We start from the raw sequence: 15,980 nt of genomic DNA on the forward strand, positions 1-15,980 counted from the left end.
CCTTGTCAGCGGCCGGTCTTCGGCGCGAAGAACCGGGAGATGAGCCGGGCGACCAGGTTGAGCAGCATGACGATGATGATCAGCGTCAGTGCCGCGGCCCATGCCCGGTCGTAGTTGATCGTGGTGATGCCGTTGGGTGCCAGGCCCTGGCTGTACTGGCGGAACACGTACACCGGCAGCGTCATCATCCGGCCGTCGAACAGGTCGAAGTTGGCCGAGTCGACGACGCCGACGGTGATCAGCAGCGGCGCCGTCTCACCGATGACCCGGGCGATCGCCAGCATGACGCCGGTGACGAGGCCGGCCACCGCCGTGCGGAGCACGACCTTGACGATCGTGAGCCACTTCGGCACGCCCAGCGCGTAGGCCGCCTCGCGCAGCTCGTTCGGCACGAGCTTGAGCATCTCCTCCGACGCCCGCACGACGATCGGGATCATCAGCACCGCGAGCGCCACCGAGCCGACGACCCCCATACGCACGCCCGGCCCGAAGAACAGCGCGAACAACGCGTAGGCGAACAGGCCGGCCACGATGGACGGGATGCCCGTCATCACGTCGACGAAGAACGTGATGCCGCGACCCAGCCTGGTCGGCCCGTACTCCACCAGGTAGATGGCGGTGAGCAGGCCGATCGGCACCGAGATGAGCGTGGCGAACAGGGTGATCTCGAGGGTGCCGACGATGGCGTGGTAGACGCCGCCTGCGTCCATGCCGCCGAACACGCCGCGCATCGTGTAGGTGAGGAAGTAGCCGTTGAACCGCGCCAGGCCGTACTGCAGCACCGTCCACAGAAGACTGATCAGTGGGATGACCGCCAGCCCGAACGCGCTGTACATCAGCGTGGTGGCGAGCCGGTCGCGGGCGGCCCGGCCACCCTCGACGGCACCGGACAGCACCAGGAGCGCCACCGCGAAGAGGATGACGCCGAGGAACACGGCGAGCGGGATGCTGAACGAGCCGAAGACCGCCAGGATCCCGGACATGGCCGCGAGCGAGAGCACGAACAGACCGAGCGGGCTGTAGCGCGGGAGCTTGCCGTGGCTCAGTTTCTTGGCGCGGAGCCCGACGTCGATCGGGTCCTGCAGGGTGGTCACTAGTTGGCCCCCGAGAACTCGGCGCGCCGCGACACGATCCACCGCGCGATCATGTTGACGACGAGTGTGATGACGAACAGCACCAGGCCGGTGAAGATCAGCACGTTGACGCCGATGCTGGTGGACTCCGGGAACTTCAGCGCGATGTTCGCGGCGATGTTCTGCTGCTGACCGGGCTGCAGGATGAAGAACGAGTAGGCGAGGCCCGGCGAGAGGACCATCGCGACGGCCATCGTCTCACCGAGCGCGCGACCGAGACCGAGCATCGTCGCGCTGATGATGCCGGACCGGGCGAACGGGAAGACGGCGAGCCGCACCATCTCCCAGCGGGTGGCGCCGAGCGCGAGCGCGGCCTCCTGGTGCAGCGTCGGGGTCTGCAGGAACACCTCGCGGGACACCGCGGTGATGATCGGCAGGATCATCACGGCGAGCACGATGCCCGCGGTGAGGATCGTTCGGGGCGGGGTGCCGACCGGCCCCGCGAAGATCGGGATGAAGCCGAGGTACTCGCTCAGCCAGACGAAGACCGGGTACACCTTGGGCATCAGCCACAGGGCGCCCCACAGGCCGTAGACCACGCTGGGGATGGCCGCGAGCAGGTCGATGGCGTAGCCGAAGACCTGGGCCAGCCTGCGCGGCGCGTAGTGGGAGATGAACAACGCAACCCCGATGGCGACGGGGGTCGCGATGAGCAGCGCGATGAGCGCCGCGAGAACCGTGCCGAACACGAGTGGGCCGACGTAGCCGAGGAGCGACTGGCCCTCCTCGATCCACTGGATCCGGTCGGCCAGCACCTCGGTGGGGGTGTCGATCGCCGGCCAGGCCTCGGCGACCAGGAAGATCGCGACCGCGGCGAGGATGACGAGGATGAGGACACCGGCGGCGCGAGCGGCGTTCGAGAAGATGACATCGCCCGGCCGCTGCGGTGCGCTTTGCTTGGCCGGTCGATGCGGCGCCTTGCGCCTTGTCGCCGGTTGGCCCGTTGTGGTCACGACAGCTCCGTGGACGGGAAGGGACGGGCGCGGCCGGGTGGACGACCACGTTCGCGTGGTCGTCCACCCGGCTGGCCAGACCGTAACAAGGTGTCCGGCTCGGTCAGCTGCCCGCGCCGATGGACTCGATCGAGGCATCGACGTCGGTGCGCAGCGTGTCGTAGATCGGGGCGGACCCGGCCGCCTCGGCGGCTGCCTTCTGGCCCTTCTCGCTCGAGATGTAGCCGACGAACGCCTTGACCAGGTCGCCCTGGGTGGCGTCGCTGTACTTCTCGCACACGATGATGTACGAGACCAGCACGATCGGGTAGGTGCCCTCGGCCGTGGTGTCCCGCTTGAGCTCGTAGGCCAGGTCGTGCTCGGGCCCACCAGAGACCCGCTCCGACTCGTCGACGATCTTCGCGGCGGCCTCGGCCGACGGGTCGACGAAGTTCTCGCCGACCTTGATCTTGGCCTTGCCCAGCTGACCGGCCTGGCTGGCGTCCGCGTAGCCGATGGTGCCCTGGCCACCCGAGACGGTCTGCACGACACCCGAGGTGCCCTGCGCCGACTGGCCACCCTTCAGCGGCCACTCACCGCTGGCCTCGTGCGGCCAGGCCTCCGGCGCGACCACCGACAGGTAGTCGGTGAAGTTCTCGGTGGTGCCCGACTCGTCGGAGCGGTTGACCGGGGTGACCGCCGTGCCGGGGAGCGTGGCGTCGGGGTTGTCCGCCTTGATCTTCGGGTCGTCCCACCTGGTGATCTTGCGGTCGAAGATTCCGGCCACGGTCGCGGCCGAGAGCTGCAGGTTGTCCACGTTGTCGAGGTTGTAGACGACCGCGATCGGGCTGATGTAGAGCGGCAGGTGGATGGCGTCGCTGCCGCACCGCTCCTCGGCCGCCGCCCGCTCCTCGTCGTCCATCACCGCGTCGGAGCCAGCCCAGTCGACCGCACCTTCACCGAACTGGGTGCGACCGGCGCCGGAACCGGCCGGGTCATAGCTGACGGTGACGTCCGGGTTCGCCGAGCCGAAGCCCGCGATCCAGGCCTGCATGGCGGCTTCCTGGGAGCTCGCGCCGGCGCCGGCAAGCTTGCCGGCCAGGTTGCTCTGCTCCGAACCGCCGCCGTTGCTGTCCCCGGAGCCCGAAGGAGCGGGGTCGTTGCCGCACGCGGTCAGTGCCAGGGCACTGGCAGCGACGAGGGCCGCGATGCGGCCGTAGCGGATGCGCTTCACTGGATCCTCTCGAGGTATGTCGATGTCACGAGATCGGTCCGCCCGCCACGGGTTGTCCGGACGGCACGGAACTCACGTGCGCTGCTGAAAGGCGGCACAAGCGCGGACGCTAGGGAAGGGGAATGGACAGACCCGGGTGTTCAGGTGAACTCGAGGTGAACAACACCGGATTGTGATTTTTGTTGCGTGGAGTAACGGTGACGCCTTCTCCGCGGGTCAATTACCGCTGGTAGGCGACATCCGTCTCGGCGACCGTGAAACCCAACCGGTTGTACAGCGCGACGGCCGCGGAATTGTCCGACTCCACGTACAGAACCGCCTCTCCGAGCCCGATGTCGCGCAGGTGGTGCAGGCCGACCAGGGTGAGCGCCCTGCCCAGGCCGCCGCCCTGCGCGGCCGGGTCGACGCCCACCACGTAGACCTCGCCGATCTCACCCGGATGCACCTTGGTCCAGTGAAAGCCGACGACCTTGTCCGCCCGGGTGGCGAGAAAGAGACCCTTCGGGTCGAACCAGCCCTCCCGCTCGGTGGCGACGACTTCCTCGACGGTGAGCCGGCTCTGCTCGGGGTGCCAGTCGAACGCGCGGCCGTTGACCGCGACCAGCTCGGCCTCGTCCCGGCCGGGGACGAACGTACGCACGCCGACGCCGTCGGGCCACGACGGCGCCGGCAGGTCGGCCAGGCCGGTCAGCCGCATCTTCAGCAGCTCCCGCACCCTGGCAAGGTTCTTCCGCTCCGCGATCCGCACGGCCGCCGGATGGTCGCCGTGCGACCAGATCCGCAGCTTCTCCTCGGCCCGGTCGAGCACGGCCTCGACGAGGCGCGTGCCGTGGCCCTCGCACCGGTGCGCGGGGTGCACGACTGCTTCGGCGACCTGGTTGCCGAACGCGTCGCCGCCGGTGTCGAGGTGCGCGTAGCCGACGAGCTCGCCGCCCTCGTGCGCGAGCAGGTGCGACCCACCGCGGAACTCCCGGGGCAACGGACCTTGCTCGTCGACCTCGGGTCGCCCGTCGTGCGCCCGCGCGGCGCGAAGCAGTGCCCGGACGTCGTCCCCCGGTGCGGACTCCTGCCAGGTGATCCTCACGTCCCCGACATTACGTCAGAGCGCGCTGACCGGGTCCTGCTCGGCGGTCAGCCGGTCCGCGGTGGCGGCGGCGGGCTTGGGGGGCTGGACGAACTTGTAGCCCACGTTGCGCACGGTGCCGATCATCTGCTCGTGCTCGGTGCCGAGCTTCGCGCGCAGCCGTCGCACGTGCACGTCCACGGTCCGGGTGCCGCCGAAGAAGTCGTAGCCCCACACCTCCTGCAGCAGCTGCGCCCGGGTGAAGACCCGGCCCGCGTGCTGCGCGAGGTACTTGAGCAGCTCGAACTCCTTGTACGTCAGGTCGAGCGGCCGGCCACGCAGCCGAGCCATGTACGTCGCCTCGTCGATCACCAGCTCGCCGAGCCGCAACGCGCCGTCGGCGGGAGCGCCGGCCGGGCCGCGCGAGTTGAGCAGCCGCAGCCGGGCGTCGACCTCGGCCGGACCGGCGGTCGGCAGGAGGATGTCGTCCACCCGCCACTCCGGGTTGACGGCCACCAGACCGCCCTCGTTGACGACGGCGACGACGGGCACGCTGTCGCCGCCGCTGGTGAGCAGCCGGCACAGGCTCTTGGCCGCGGCGAGGTCCGTGCGCGCGTCGACCAGGACGACGTCCCGTGACCCTGCGTCGAGCAACGCGGTGACCTCCGGCGCCTGGGTGCGCACGTGGTGGGGCAGCAACATCAGGGATGGCACGACCGAGCCCGGCGTTGGGTCCGCGGTGAGCAGCAGCAGGTCGAGGCTCATTGGGGGCCCGCCTCTCCGGGTACTCCGTGGCTTTCCGGGAGAATAACCGCTGTGCCCGCCGAATGTCCTGGTCGTGACGCATGTGTCACACGAGTGCACCAGCGGACCGGCGACGGCGTGCGGCTCGCGGGACTGGTGTTGCGACGGCAACATTCCCGTAACGAGCCGGAGGTACGGTCCGCTGTCGGCTCCGCGGTCGACTCTGCGGTCGTCGTCGGCCACGGCTTCACCAACCATGTCCGCAAGCCGTTCGTCGAACGGATCCTGCGCCGCCTCGCCCGGCGACACACGGTAGTCGCGTTCGACTTCCGCGGGCGCGGTCGTTCGGGCGGGCGCGCAGGCTGTTCTGGCTGGCCGAGCTGCCGCACGGCCGGCTCGCGATGCGTGCGCTGCGGGTACGGCTCGCGCCGCCGTCATTGGAGATTCCGGCCAGCCCGATCGAGGTCGCGCACCGGATCGCACCCACCCCCTTACTACTGGTGCACGGCGACGGGGATCATTACCTGGGCGTGGACCACCCGCTGGCCGTGCGGAGGGCCACCGGTGGCCACGCGGAGCTGTGGCTCGAGCGCGGTGTGCGGCACGCGGAGACCGCGATGAGCCCGGAGCTGGTCGACCGGATGGCGGCCTGGCTGGCCGACCACTGCGGGAGCCGAACGAACGAAGCGGAGCGAACGGCGGCATGACACCGAGGACGGCACAGATGACGACACCCGGAAAGTCCGGCACCGCGCCCCGGCGGCGACGGCGGACCCGCAGGATCGTCATCAGCCTCGTGGTGCTGATCGGCTTGCTGGTGGCGGCCGACTTCGGCGCCGCGGCGGTCTTCGAGTACCAGGTGTCCAAGCGCGCCCGCGAGCAGTTCCACCTCACCGACGACCCGTCGGTGAAGGTCAACGGCTTCTCCTTCCTGGCCCAGGCGATCTCCGGCGAGTACGACCACGTCTCGATCGACGCCAAGGGCGTTCCGGTGCAGGACACGCTGCGCGACCTCGAGGTGCACGTCGACCTGATGGGTGTCATCGCCCCGCTCGGCGACCTCGTGTCCGGCACGCTGCAGGGCGTGCGGGTGCGTGAGGTGGAGGGCCAGGTCCGGGTCAAGGCCTCGGACGTCACCCGGGCCATCCTGCAGAACGAGAACCCGCTGGTCTCCTCGATCACCAACCTCACGATCGACCCGGTCAGCGAGCAGGACGCCCGGTCCGACCCCGACGAGCGCACCGACGAGGAGCAGGCCGCGGCCGAGCGCGCCGAGGAGCTCGAGGACGACGACGACACCCAGGCCGGCGCGCGGATCTGCGCCACCGGCGACATCGGCGGCGAGGAGACCGACTTCTGCGCGTTCGGTCTGATCACGCTGGTGGACGCCAAGGCGAACTTCGTCCCGTCGCGGCTGGAGCTGCGCAACAGCGTCCTGGGCTCCGGTCAGCTGCCCCCGCAGTTCGAGGCCGGCATCCTGCAGATGCTCAAGGTCACCCTCGACCCCGGTGAGCTGCCCTTCACGGTCACACCCACGGCGGTCAATGTCGAACCGGGCGTACTGTCGGTGAAAGGCAAGGCGTTCGACGTGGTGCTCGGCGGGAGTGGTGCATGACCGGTGCGCTGGTGCTGATCGGCACGCTCGTGCTCGCGAGCGCGCTCGGCCTGGCACTGCGGGCCCGCAACGGCCGGATCAGGGCCGCCGCCGGTTCCGGGCTTCCCGAGGACGTGCGCCGCGCGCTCGCCCCGGCCGGGGTCACTCTCGTGCAGCTGTCCACCACGTTCTGCGCACCGTGCCGGCAGGCCCGCGTGCTGCTGTCCGACCTCGCCGCCCGCACCGACGGGCTGCACCACACCGAGCTCGACCTCACCGACCGGCCCGAGCTGGCGCGTGAGCTGTCCGTGCTGCGCACTCCCACCACGCTCGCGGTCGACGGGCAGGGCACCGAGCTCCTGCGGGTCGGCGGGGTGCCCAGGCGGGACATCCTGCTGGAGGCGCTCCGGCCGCACCTCGGCCCATCGGTCGGCCCAACCTGACCTGCGAAAATCACCCACTCGGGCCGTCCCACCCAGTGGACACGCCTCCCAGGGGCAGGGAATCGACGGTAGTGTGCGAGGCGTGTACACCTTGCTGACCAGGCGTCGCGCGGTCGACTACTGCCGCGTCGACTCGAGCCTGTGTCCGGCAACTGACTGACGGGCGGCCCCTCTCGGCCTTCGCCCGCGCTGGTTACCGCTGCCCAGCCATGCGTCCAGCTCCGCAGTCAGGAGGTCGTCCATGTCCGCACACCCGCCCGTTGATCCCCGCGGCCCACGGTTCACCGCGTGGGTCACCACCGTCGTCCTCGCCGTCGCGCTGGTCACCTCGTGGTGGCCACTGCTCGCGGCGCAGGGCGTGGTGTTCGCGATCGGCGCGTTCGCCGGGCTGCGCGTCGCGCCGTACTCGCTGGTCTACCGGTACCTGGTCGCGCCGCGGCTCCAGCCGACCGCCGAGCGCGAGGACCAGGCGCCGCTGCGCTTCGCCCAGGGCGTCGGCTTCGGGTTCGCCGTGCTCGGCACGCTCGGGTACGCCCTCGACGTGCCGGCGCTCGGCGTGGTGGCGACCGCGTTCGCGCTGGCGGCGGCGTTCCTCAACGCCGCGTTCGCGTTCTGCCTCGGCTGCGAGACCTACCTACTGATCAAACGAGTCACCCCAACGAAGGAGAGAGCGCTCCGATGAGCCGCGAAGACGTGTTGGTCACGGCCGAGTGGGCCGAAGAGAACCTCGGGACCGCCGGGGTGGTGTTCGTCGAGGTCGACGAGGACACCTCCGCGTACGACGGCGGCCACATCCCGGGCGCGGTCCGGATCGACTGGAAGACCGAGCTGCAGGACCAGGTGCGCCGCGACTTCGTCGACCGCGCCGGCTTCGAGAAGCTGCTGTCCGCCAAGGGGATCGGCAACTCCGACAAGGTCGTTCTCTACGGCGGCAACAACAACTGGTTCGCCGCGTACGCCTACTGGTACTTCAAGCTGTACGGCCACGACGCGGTGCAGCTGCTCGACGGCGGCCGCAAGAAGTGGGAGCTGGACGGGCGGCCGCTGGCCACCGACGCGGTGACCCGTGAGGAGACCAGCTACGCCGCCAAGGAGCAGGACACCGCGATCCGCGCGTTCCGCGACGAGGTGGTCGGGGCGATCAACGCCAAGAACCTGGTCGACGTGCGCTCGCCCGACGAGTTCTCCGGCAAGCTGCTCGCCCCCGCCCACCTGCCGCAGGAGCAGGCGCAGCGCGGCGGGCACATACCGTCGGCGATCAACGTGCCGTGGAGCAAGGCGGCGAACGAGGACGGCACGTTCAAGTCCTCCGACGAGCTGCGCGAGCTCTACAAGGCGGCCGGGATCGACGAGGCCAAGGCCACCATCGCCTACTGCCGCATCGGTGAGCGCAGCTCGCACACCTGGTTCGCGCTGCACGAGCTGCTCGACCACTCGGACGTGAAGAACTACGACGGCTCGTGGACGGAGTACGGCTCGCTGGTCGGCGTGCCGGTCGAGATCGGTCCCGGAGCCCACTGACCTTTCGTGAAGGAGAAGCCATGAGTGACGGATGCGCCGCGCCGGAACAGACCGCGGAGCTGCCGGCGGGCATCGATCTCGAGAAGGAGATCGTGCTCGGCGGCAAGGTGACCGCGGACGGCGCGCCCGTGGGTGGCGCGTACGTGCGGCTGCTCGACGCGAGCGGCGAGTTCACCGCCGAGGTCGTGTCCTCAAAGGACGGTGACTTCCGGTTCTTCGCCGCGCCCGGCCAGTGGACGGTGCGTGCGCTGCACCGCACCGGCAACGGCGAGACCAAGGTGACCGCGGACGGACCGGGGCTGCACCCGGTCGCGGTGGCGGTCGACTGAGAAGGCATCTCACCAGAACGCGGGGCGGTCATGCATTCGGCCGTCCCGCGTTCGCATATCCTCGCCGGGTGGAACTGTTCTGGACCGTCCTGTTGATCATCACGGCACTCGCCGGCACCGCACTTCTGGGCCGCACGGCCCACCGCCTGCACGCGGGGTCGGACCGATGAGCGACGCAGAGGGCAACCCGGTTCCTGGCAGTGGTGACGCGGCACTGCGGGCAGCGGCGCAGCGAGCCGCCACCACCCGCGAACGCAACCTCCCACAGTGGGAGGACCTGCCTGTCCCGAACGACACGGCGAACCTGCGCGACGGCGCCAGCCTGAACGACGCCCTGCTGCCGCTGCTGCCGCTGATCGGTGTGTGGCGCGGCGAGGGCGAGGTCGTCTACCCCACGATCGACGGGGCGCACTTCGGCCAGCAGATCACCTTCGCCCACGACGGCAGGCCGTTCGTCTTCTACGAGTCCCGCGCGTGGCTGCTGGACGCGGACGGCAAGGCCATCCGCCCGGCGGCACGCGAGGTCGGCTGGTGGCGCCCGCGGCCCGACGAGACGATCGAGGTCCTGCTGGCGCACGCGACGGGCATCGTGGAGATCTTCTACGGCGAGCCGCGCACCCAGACGTCCTGGGAGCTCGCCACGGACGTCACGATGCGCACGTCCTCGGCCAAGGACGTCACCGGCGCGAAGCGGCTGTACGGCCTGGTCAACAACGGCGACCTGGCCTACGTCGAGGAGCGGGCGATGGTCGGCCAGCCACTGCAGCCGCACACGTCGGCCTACCTGCGCCGCGTCGCCGGCTGACCCGGACCCGCCCGGCCGAACCACGGATCGCCGAGCACCGCTGAGTTGCGATCGCAAACGCCCAAGGCCATGGCTGAGCGCTTTCGCCTGGGGGTCCCCTGTTTTCACACTACCGGCGTGGACCGACGAGTCAGGGTGGTCGGCGGCGTGGTTGTGGACAACTCCGCGGCCTGTGGACAACGGACCGTCAGGGACGCGGCACGCCGTACCAGCGCCATTTCGTGAGGCGTTCGTGGCCGGGGAGCTCGCCGCGGCCGGTGGCCCACAGCAGGGTCGGCCACGGTTCGGTGTCCTTCGGCGCGTCCGGGAACAGCCGGGTGAGCACCTCGGCGCACAGGTCGGCGGGTGGCGTCCAGGCGAGGCCGAGACCGCCGGCGAGGTCGTGCGTGTGGACCAGGGTCTCGACGGCGCCCATCGCGGCGAAGCCCTCGGGGTCCGCGATCCCGAAGCCGTGGAACGCGCGGACCTCCGGCGACCTGGTCCGCACCATCGCGACCAGCAGCGCGCCGCACGCCTCCAGTACCTGCAGGAGGCCGGTGGGCCCGGCCGAGCGGTCGGCGTGCACCGCGTTGTGCGGGCCGCCGGGTCGGCGGGGCTCCCAGAGGAACGGGACGTCACCGGTGAGCGACGGCGTGCGCAGGGTCAGCTGGACGGCGTACTGGAACAGGTCGTCGGCGAGGTGCTCGACGGTCTCCCAGCAGGTCCACTCGAGCGAGCCGGCCTTGCCGTCCCAGTCGGCCGACGAGGCCCGCAGCAGCGTGGCCAGGGAGAGCTGGACCGCCCGGTCGAGGTGCTCGGCGGTGACGGTCACCGATACTCGGACTCGTACAGCGCGCCGAGCTCGCCGTGCAGCCACGTGGCATCCGGCAGCGCCACGCCGTCGAGCGTGTGCACCCGGGTGATCTTGCGGACGCTCGACGCGAGGAACAGGCCGTCCGCCTCGGTCAGCTCGGCGAAGGTCAGCGGCTCCACCTTGGTCACCCAGCCGGCCTGCTCGGCGGCCCGGAACAGCGCGCCCTGGGTCGTGCCCGGCAGGATCCCGCTCGACGGCGGCGTGGTGCGCAGCGTCCGCCCCCGCACGACGACCACCGACGACGTCGGGCCCTCGAGCACCGAGCCGTCGGCCGCGATGAAGATCGCCTCCTCGGCGTCATGCGCCTCGGCGTAGCGGATGGCGGCCATGTTCACCGCGTAGGACAGCGACTTGGCGCCCAGGAGCAGCCACGGCGCCCGCGCCACGATCTCGGGCTCGTAGCCGCGGTCCAGCGTCACCGCGCGCACCCCGGTCGCCCGGTTGCGCAGCGTCCTCGCGCCGATCGGCATGCCCAGCGCGAACCCGGTCGGCGTGCCGTCGCCGAACTCCGGGCCGCGCGTGTAGACGAGCTTGAGCGCCATCTCCGAGTCGCCCTGCCAGGCGTCGAGCACGACCCGCACGCAGCGTTCCCACTGCGGGCGGTCGGGCGGTGGCAGCTGGAGCATCGCCGCCGAGCGCGCCAGCCGGTCCAGGTGCGGACCCAGCTCGCGCGGTTCGCCGGCCACCACCAGGATCGTCTCGAAGATCCCGTCGCCGCGGATCAGGCCCAGGTCGTCGACCCGAAGGTGCCGCGCTTCGGGGTCGGCCAGCGTTCCGTCCAGCATCGCAAGCACCCGCATACCGGCAGCCTACTCAGCCGCGCGCCTACGATTTGTGGCGTGGAGACCGTGAGCATGCGCGACATCGAAGCGGAGCGGGCCCAGCTCCGGGAGACGCTGCACCGCCGTGGAATGCGCATGACCCCGCAACGCCAACTCGTCCTGGACGCGCTGCTCGAGCTGGCGCACGCCACCCCGGAACGGGTCTGCCAGCAGGTCCAGCGCAGCACCCCGACGGTCAACATCACCACGATCTACCGCACGCTCGAGCTGCTGGAGAACCTCGGCATCGTGCGGCACACCCACCTCGGCCACGGTGCGCCCACCTACTCGGTGCACGAACACCGCCACGTCCACCTGGTGTGCCACGACTGCGGCGACGTGATCGAGGCACCGTGCGAGCTGATGGACGAGCTGCGCGGAACACTGCGCGCCCGGTACGGGTTCGCACTGGATGCCAGCCACCTCGCACTTTCCGGCAGCTGCCGCAACTGCTCGGGTCAGGAGCCGTCATGACCTCACCGATCCTCGACGTACCGGGCGCGGTGCCGCCCCCGGACGGCGCGCCGGACCAGGGCGTGCCGTGGCACTTCGGCGACCCGTTCGCCGAGCAGCGGGCCGCCGCGCGCAAGGTCGCCGTCGTCGACCGGTCGAACCGGGAGCTGATCGCGGTCACCGGACCGGACCGGCTCGGGTGGCTGCACCTGGTCATCTCCCAGCACGTCACCGAGCTGGCCGACGGCGCCGGCACCGAGGCGCTGGTGCTCGACAGCCTGGGCAGGGTCGACGCACACATGGCGGTCGCACACCTCGACGAGACCGTGTGGCTCGACACCGAGCCCGGCGCGTCGGCCACGGGCCTGCGCGGTGGCACGCAGACGCTGCTCTCCTACCTCGAGTCGATGGTGTTCTGGTCGAAGGTGGAGCTGCGGGACGCGACGGCCGAGCGGGCCGTGCTGTCGCTGCTGGGTCCCGAAACCGACGACCTGCTGGCGTCGGTCGTGCTGCCGGTGCCGGCCGCGCCGTACGAGGTGGCCGGTGCCGAGGGCGTGCTCGTGCGGCGCATGCCGGTGGGCGTCGACCTGCTCGTGCCCCGGGACCGGCTCACGCACTGGTGGGACCGGCTGGCCGCGGGCGGCGCGCGGCCGATGGGCAGCTGGGGTTACGAGGCGTTCCGGGTCGAGGCCGCGCGGGCCAGGATTGGGGTGGACACCGACGACCGCACGATCCCGCACGAGGTCGGCTGGATCGGCGTCGCCGCGCACGTGGCCAAGGGCTGCTACCGCGGCCAGGAGACCGTGTCGAAGGTGCACAACGTGGGCCGGCCGCCGCGCCGGATGCTGCTGCTGCACCTGGACGGTTCGCCGGAGGTGCAGCCCGAGACCGGCGACCCGGTACTGCTCGGCGAGCGGACCGTGGGCCGGGTCGGGTCGGTCGCGCGGCACCACGAGCTCGGCCCGATCGCGCTGGCGCTGGTCAAGTACTCGGTGCCGCTGGACGCCGAGCTGCTGGCCGGTGCGGAGGACCGCGTCGTCCAGGCCGCCATCGACCCCGACTCCGTGCCCGAGGCCACCCCGGGCCTCGGTCGAGAGGCGGCCCGCCGGCTGCGTGGCTGACTACGATCCGGTGCCATGACGTCAGGGACCCTGATCACCGTTGCGCCGACGGGTGCCGAACATGCCAAGTCGGACGTGCCGAACCTGCCGGTCACGCTGGAGGAGCTGGTCGCGGAGGCGGTGGCCTGCGAGGCCGCGGGCGCCGCGATGATCCACGTGCACATCCGCGGCGCGGACACCAAGCCGACGCTCGACCTGCGGCGCCTGAAGGACACCGTCGCGGCGCTTCGGGAGCGGACGAACCTGGTCGTACAGCTGTCGACGGGCGGCGCGGTGACCGACCTCGAGGACCACCGGCTGCGCGTGCTCGAGGCGATGCCGGACTCGGCCTCGTGCACGATGGGCACGGTCAACTTCGGCGACGACGTCTTCATGAACCGCTGGGAGTTCGTAGTCGAGCTGCACAAGCGGATGCAGGAGCGGCGGATCGTGCCGGAGTACGAGATCTTCGACATCGGCCAGCTGGCGAGCCTGCGCCGGCTGCTGGACCGGCACGGCCTGCCCGCCGGCGGGCACGTGCACGTCGACCTGGTGATGGGTGTGCCCGGCGGCATGCCGGGTGACCCGGAGACGCTGGTCGCCGCGCTGCGAGCCATCCCTTCCGGGGCGACGTTCTCGGCGACGGGCATCGGGCGGACGTCGTTGCCGGTGATGCTGGCGTCGCTGTCCGCGGGTGGGCACCTGCGGGTCGGCATGGAGGACACGGTGTCCTACGCGCGAGGGGAGCGCGTCCGGGACAACGCTCAGCTGGTCTCGCGGGCCGCGGAGCTCGCGTCCGTGGCCCAGCGGCCACCGCTGTCGGCGGACGAGGCGCGGACGTTGATCGGGGTTGCGCAAAGCAACTGAGTCACTGGGTGAGACATCCAGGTTGGCGACAACCCGCTCCGTACCGGAGGATGGACGATGTGATCGAAGTCCGACCAGGTGGCCGCAGGCGTATCGACCGGGTGCTCGCGCCGGACTACGTGGCCCACCTGACGCAGCTCGACCTGACCGAGGTCCGCGCGCGCCGCGACGACGCCGCGCAGGAGGAGACCGACCTGTCCTACCTGCGCAGGCTGCTGCACGGGCGGATCGACATCGTGAGGGCGGAGCAGAAGCGCCGGGCGGAGGGCGGCTCGAGCTCGGTGGTGGAGCGCCTCGCCGAGATCCTCGCGGACAACGCGGTGGGCCAGTCCCCGGCCGGCTCCGGCCGGCACCAGCCCCTCGAGCCCTCCCGCGCGGAGGCGCACCGCCGGCACGTCGAGGCGCTCGTCTCGGACGCGGACCTGTCCGACGTGGGCTCGCTGCCGGACGAGCGGTTGGATCTCGCGCTGCGGACCTACGCGGCGGAGGAGGCGTCGGTGTCCCAGCGCCGGCGTGAGGTGCAGAAGGTCGTCGACCTCCTGAACGACGAGATCGGCGGCCGCTACCGGGCGGGCAGCGCCTCGGTGGACCGGCTGCTCGCCGCCGAACGCGGCGAGGACCCAGCCGACGAGCACTAGTGTCGCGTGACCCTGAAACCTTTACGCCAGCTGCGGCCCACGCGGCCCCTGGCGGCGTTGGAGAAAAGCCCAAGTACATCCAGTACGAGCGGCTTTCCTCCGCCTTGCCAGGAACCACGTGGATCCACAGCGGACGCAAAGGAACAGGATCACGCGACACTAGTTGAAACGTTCGCGCACGGCCAGGTCGCCCCAGAAGTCGCGCAGGCGTTCGAAGTAGGCGGCGATCTCGTCGACGTCCTCGCGTTCGAGCGCGTCCACGATCCCGTTCACGTCGGCCGCCGACGTGTCCTCCACCATCTCCTCGTCGTCCAGGAGCTGGACCAGGCCGCCGTAGTCGAGCTCCACCGCCGAGTGCGGGTGGAAGTGCTCGAGCCACCGGCCGGTGTCCTCGAGCACCTTCGTCGGGCCTTGGTCGCCGAGCACCCGCTCGGCCAGGGAGTGCGCCTTGGCCACCCGCCTGCGGGCGTCGGCCATCGCCACCCGCCAGCAGACCTGGCGGCGGGCGTCCTCGCGGGTGGCGACCACGATGTGCCGGTGCGCCGGGTCGACCAGGGTGAACCACGGCAGCGGCACCGTCCATGTCGTCGACACGATGTGCACGGCCCCGCCCGGGAGGTCCGACAGGACCGTCGCCGCCTTCTCCCGCACGGAGTCCATGGATCCGGTCAACGCCACCGCCCGCAACGCCGGATGCGACGAGGTCAGGAACCCGACCAGCGCCGCGGCCGACCTGGCCCGCACGTCCAGCGGGCACACCAGCGGACCCGGACCGACCGTGGCCTGGTCGATCGGGACCTCCGCCGGGTCGAGTACGAGCACGTCCCGCAGCGCGCGCGGGGACGGGTCACCGTTGGCGAGCTCACCGGGCAGTAGCGTCGGCGGCACGGACAGTTGTGATCTGAGCCACATGTCGCGCTCGCGCTCACCGACCGTCGCGTAGTCGAGGTGGTTGGTCTCCAGAGCCTCGCGAAGGCGCTTGGCGACGGCCTCGTCGAACGCGGACAACGGTTCGTACACCCTGAGGTAGGCGACGAACGGTCGAGGCACGAGAGGCATCGTGTCACGAACGATCGGGTGGGCGGTCACAGGGCGATCACCGAGGCTCGGCGAGGCCGCCGAACGAACCAACCGAACCGCCGAGAGAACGCCGTGCCCCTTCGCACAGAACCCGGTCGGCACGGTACGGTAGTTACAGGAACCAAATGTCGAGATCTGCGGGGCCGCCGATTCCCCCGGCCGCCCCGTCACTGTGCGAGGGGGTCGAGCCATGGGGCGCGGCCGGGCGAAGGCTAAGCAGACCAAGGTGGCCCGAGAGCTCAAATACAGCACTCAACACACCGATTTCGAGGCTCTGCAACGTGAGCTGTCGAGCCAGACTGGCTCAGACGGCAACGGCGGAGAACAGTTCGACGACGACGACTACGAGGACGACAACTACCGTCGTTGA

Annotated in this window: 20 protein-coding genes; 12 read left to right on the top strand and 8 right to left on the bottom strand. The window is 70.7% G+C overall.

Annotation, left to right across the window (positions count from 1 at the left end):
• Window positions 1-5 precede the first annotated feature (5 nt).
• The 5 genes from pstA to GEV28_RS09425 all read right to left on the bottom strand — a co-directional run bounded on the left by pstA (window position 6) and on the right by GEV28_RS09425 (window position 5,127).
• Window positions 6-1,094: a phosphate ABC transporter permease PstA gene (gene pstA / locus GEV28_RS09405; protein WP_291410738.1), complete on the bottom strand. Its 1,089-nt coding sequence runs from the start codon at window positions 1,092-1,094 to the stop codon at window positions 6-8.
• Window positions 1,094-1,999 (bottom strand): phosphate ABC transporter permease subunit PstC, encoded by a 906-nt coding sequence (pstC, locus tag GEV28_RS09410; RefSeq protein WP_291410826.1) that lies wholly within the window; start codon window positions 1,997-1,999, stop codon window positions 1,094-1,096. Before pstC ends, pstA begins: the two co-directional genes overlap by 1 nt.
• A gap of 190 nt (window positions 2,000-2,189) precedes the next feature.
• On the bottom strand, window positions 2,190-3,299 hold the full coding sequence (pstS, locus tag GEV28_RS09415) for a phosphate ABC transporter substrate-binding protein PstS (protein WP_291410740.1): 1,110 nt from the start codon (window positions 3,297-3,299) through the stop codon (window positions 2,190-2,192).
• A gap of 220 nt (window positions 3,300-3,519) precedes the next feature.
• Window positions 3,520-4,383, bottom strand: a complete 864-nt coding sequence (gene mshD / locus GEV28_RS09420; protein WP_291410742.1) for a mycothiol synthase — start codon at window positions 4,381-4,383, stop codon at window positions 3,520-3,522.
• A gap of 15 nt (window positions 4,384-4,398) precedes the next feature.
• Complete coding sequence (locus GEV28_RS09425; protein WP_291410744.1) at window positions 4,399-5,127, bottom strand: response regulator transcription factor; 729 nt, start codon at window positions 5,125-5,127, stop codon at window positions 4,399-4,401.
• Between the two features lie 380 nt (window positions 5,128-5,507).
• Here GEV28_RS09425 and GEV28_RS09430 point away from each other — a divergent pair, with 380 nt between their 5' ends.
• The 7 genes from GEV28_RS09430 to GEV28_RS09460 all read left to right on the top strand — a co-directional run bounded on the left by GEV28_RS09430 (window position 5,508) and on the right by GEV28_RS09460 (window position 9,798).
• Window positions 5,508-5,813: a hypothetical protein gene (locus GEV28_RS09430; protein WP_291410746.1), complete on the top strand. Its 306-nt coding sequence runs from the start codon at window positions 5,508-5,510 to the stop codon at window positions 5,811-5,813.
• Between the two features lie 17 nt (window positions 5,814-5,830).
• Entirely contained in the window at window positions 5,831-6,721 is an 891-nt protein-coding gene (locus GEV28_RS09435) for a DUF2993 domain-containing protein (RefSeq protein WP_291410747.1), read from the top strand.
• Complete coding sequence (locus tag GEV28_RS09440; protein ID WP_291410750.1) at window positions 6,718-7,143, top strand: thioredoxin family protein; 426 nt, start codon at window positions 6,718-6,720, stop codon at window positions 7,141-7,143. Before GEV28_RS09435 ends, GEV28_RS09440 begins: the two co-directional genes overlap by 4 nt.
• A gap of 241 nt (window positions 7,144-7,384) precedes the next feature.
• A complete protein-coding gene (locus GEV28_RS09445) occupies window positions 7,385-7,825 on the top strand; it encodes a DUF4395 domain-containing protein (protein ID WP_291410751.1) in 441 nt (146 codons plus the stop codon).
• Window positions 7,822-8,664 carry a sulfurtransferase gene (locus tag GEV28_RS09450; protein WP_291410753.1) on the top strand — a complete coding sequence of 281 codons (843 nt, stop codon included), beginning with the start codon at window positions 7,822-7,824 and terminating at the stop codon, window positions 8,662-8,664. The genes GEV28_RS09445 and GEV28_RS09450 overlap by 4 nt, the downstream gene beginning before the upstream one ends.
• Window positions 8,665-8,684: 20 nt before the next feature.
• Complete coding sequence (locus tag GEV28_RS09455) at window positions 8,685-8,993, top strand: DUF1416 domain-containing protein (protein WP_291410755.1); 309 nt, start codon at window positions 8,685-8,687, stop codon at window positions 8,991-8,993.
• Between the two features lie 166 nt (window positions 8,994-9,159).
• A complete protein-coding gene (locus GEV28_RS09460) occupies window positions 9,160-9,798 on the top strand; it encodes an FABP family protein (protein WP_291410757.1) in 639 nt (212 codons plus the stop codon).
• Window positions 9,799-9,985: 187 nt separating this feature from the next.
• On the opposite strand, the gene GEV28_RS09465 is transcribed toward GEV28_RS09460, so the two are convergent.
• Window positions 9,986-10,609 carry a DinB family protein gene (locus tag GEV28_RS09465; protein WP_291410759.1) on the bottom strand — a complete coding sequence of 208 codons (624 nt, stop codon included), beginning with the start codon at window positions 10,607-10,609 and terminating at the stop codon, window positions 9,986-9,988.
• A complete protein-coding gene (locus GEV28_RS09470; protein WP_291410761.1) occupies window positions 10,606-11,451 on the bottom strand; it encodes an aminodeoxychorismate lyase in 846 nt (281 codons plus the stop codon). Before GEV28_RS09470 ends, GEV28_RS09465 begins: the two co-directional genes overlap by 4 nt.
• Window positions 11,452-11,505: 54 nt before the next feature.
• Between GEV28_RS09470 and GEV28_RS09475 the strand changes: the two genes are divergently transcribed.
• The 4 genes from GEV28_RS09475 to GEV28_RS09490 are packed head-to-tail and all read left to right on the top strand — an operon-like array spanning window position 11,506 to window position 14,530.
• A complete protein-coding gene (locus GEV28_RS09475) occupies window positions 11,506-11,946 on the top strand; it encodes a Fur family transcriptional regulator (protein WP_291410827.1) in 441 nt (146 codons plus the stop codon).
• Window positions 11,943-13,046 (top strand): folate-binding protein, encoded by a 1,104-nt coding sequence (locus GEV28_RS09480; RefSeq protein WP_291410763.1) that lies wholly within the window; start codon window positions 11,943-11,945, stop codon window positions 13,044-13,046. Before GEV28_RS09475 ends, GEV28_RS09480 begins: the two co-directional genes overlap by 4 nt.
• A gap of 15 nt (window positions 13,047-13,061) precedes the next feature.
• Window positions 13,062-13,892 (top strand): 3-keto-5-aminohexanoate cleavage protein, encoded by an 831-nt coding sequence (locus GEV28_RS09485; RefSeq protein WP_291410765.1) that lies wholly within the window; start codon window positions 13,062-13,064, stop codon window positions 13,890-13,892.
• Window positions 13,893-13,951: 59 nt separating this feature from the next.
• Entirely contained in the window at window positions 13,952-14,530 is a 579-nt protein-coding gene (locus GEV28_RS09490; protein WP_291410767.1) for an aerial mycelium formation protein, read from the top strand.
• 159 nt (window positions 14,531-14,689) lie between these two features.
• On the opposite strand, the gene GEV28_RS09495 is transcribed toward GEV28_RS09490, so the two are convergent.
• Window positions 14,690-15,580: a hypothetical protein gene (locus tag GEV28_RS09495; protein ID WP_291410769.1), complete on the bottom strand. Its 891-nt coding sequence runs from the start codon at window positions 15,578-15,580 to the stop codon at window positions 14,690-14,692.
• Between the two features lie 220 nt (window positions 15,581-15,800).
• Between GEV28_RS09495 and GEV28_RS09500 the strand changes: the two genes are divergently transcribed.
• Window positions 15,801-15,980 (top strand): DUF3073 domain-containing protein, encoded by a 180-nt coding sequence (locus tag GEV28_RS09500; RefSeq protein WP_291410771.1) that lies wholly within the window; start codon window positions 15,801-15,803, stop codon window positions 15,978-15,980.

The organism is Actinophytocola sp. (assembly GCF_009379765.1).
Taxonomy (GTDB): Bacteria; Actinomycetota; Actinomycetes; order Mycobacteriales; family Pseudonocardiaceae; genus Actinophytocola.

Bases quoted from the DNA above. Each gene is read 5' to 3' on its own strand.
- GEV28_RS09445 (WP_291410751.1), top strand. From the start codon at position 7,385: ATGTCCGCACACCCGCCCGTTGATCCCCGCGGCCCACGGTTCACCGCG.
- GEV28_RS09430 (WP_291410746.1), top strand. From the start codon at position 5,508: ATGCGTGCGCTGCGGGTACGGCTCGCGCCGCCGTCATTGGAGATTCCG.
- GEV28_RS09450 (WP_291410753.1), top strand. From the start codon at position 7,822: ATGAGCCGCGAAGACGTGTTGGTCACGGCCGAGTGGGCCGAAGAGAAC.
- GEV28_RS09470 (WP_291410761.1), bottom strand. From the start codon at position 11,451: ATGCGGGTGCTTGCGATGCTGGACGGAACGCTGGCCGACCCCGAAGCG.
- GEV28_RS09440 (WP_291410750.1), top strand. From the start codon at position 6,718: ATGACCGGTGCGCTGGTGCTGATCGGCACGCTCGTGCTCGCGAGCGCG.
- GEV28_RS09460 (WP_291410757.1), top strand. From the start codon at position 9,160: ATGAGCGACGCAGAGGGCAACCCGGTTCCTGGCAGTGGTGACGCGGCA.
- GEV28_RS09435 (WP_291410747.1), top strand. From the start codon at position 5,831: ATGACGACACCCGGAAAGTCCGGCACCGCGCCCCGGCGGCGACGGCGG.
- GEV28_RS09455 (WP_291410755.1), top strand. From the start codon at position 8,685: ATGAGTGACGGATGCGCCGCGCCGGAACAGACCGCGGAGCTGCCGGCG.
- GEV28_RS09500 (WP_291410771.1), top strand. From the start codon at position 15,801: ATGGGGCGCGGCCGGGCGAAGGCTAAGCAGACCAAGGTGGCCCGAGAG.
- GEV28_RS09480 (WP_291410763.1), top strand. From the start codon at position 11,943: ATGACCTCACCGATCCTCGACGTACCGGGCGCGGTGCCGCCCCCGGAC.
- GEV28_RS09425 (WP_291410744.1), bottom strand. From the start codon at position 5,127: ATGAGCCTCGACCTGCTGCTGCTCACCGCGGACCCAACGCCGGGCTCG.
- GEV28_RS09475 (WP_291410827.1), top strand. From the start codon at position 11,506: ATGCGCGACATCGAAGCGGAGCGGGCCCAGCTCCGGGAGACGCTGCAC.
- GEV28_RS09485 (WP_291410765.1), top strand. From the start codon at position 13,062: ATGACGTCAGGGACCCTGATCACCGTTGCGCCGACGGGTGCCGAACAT.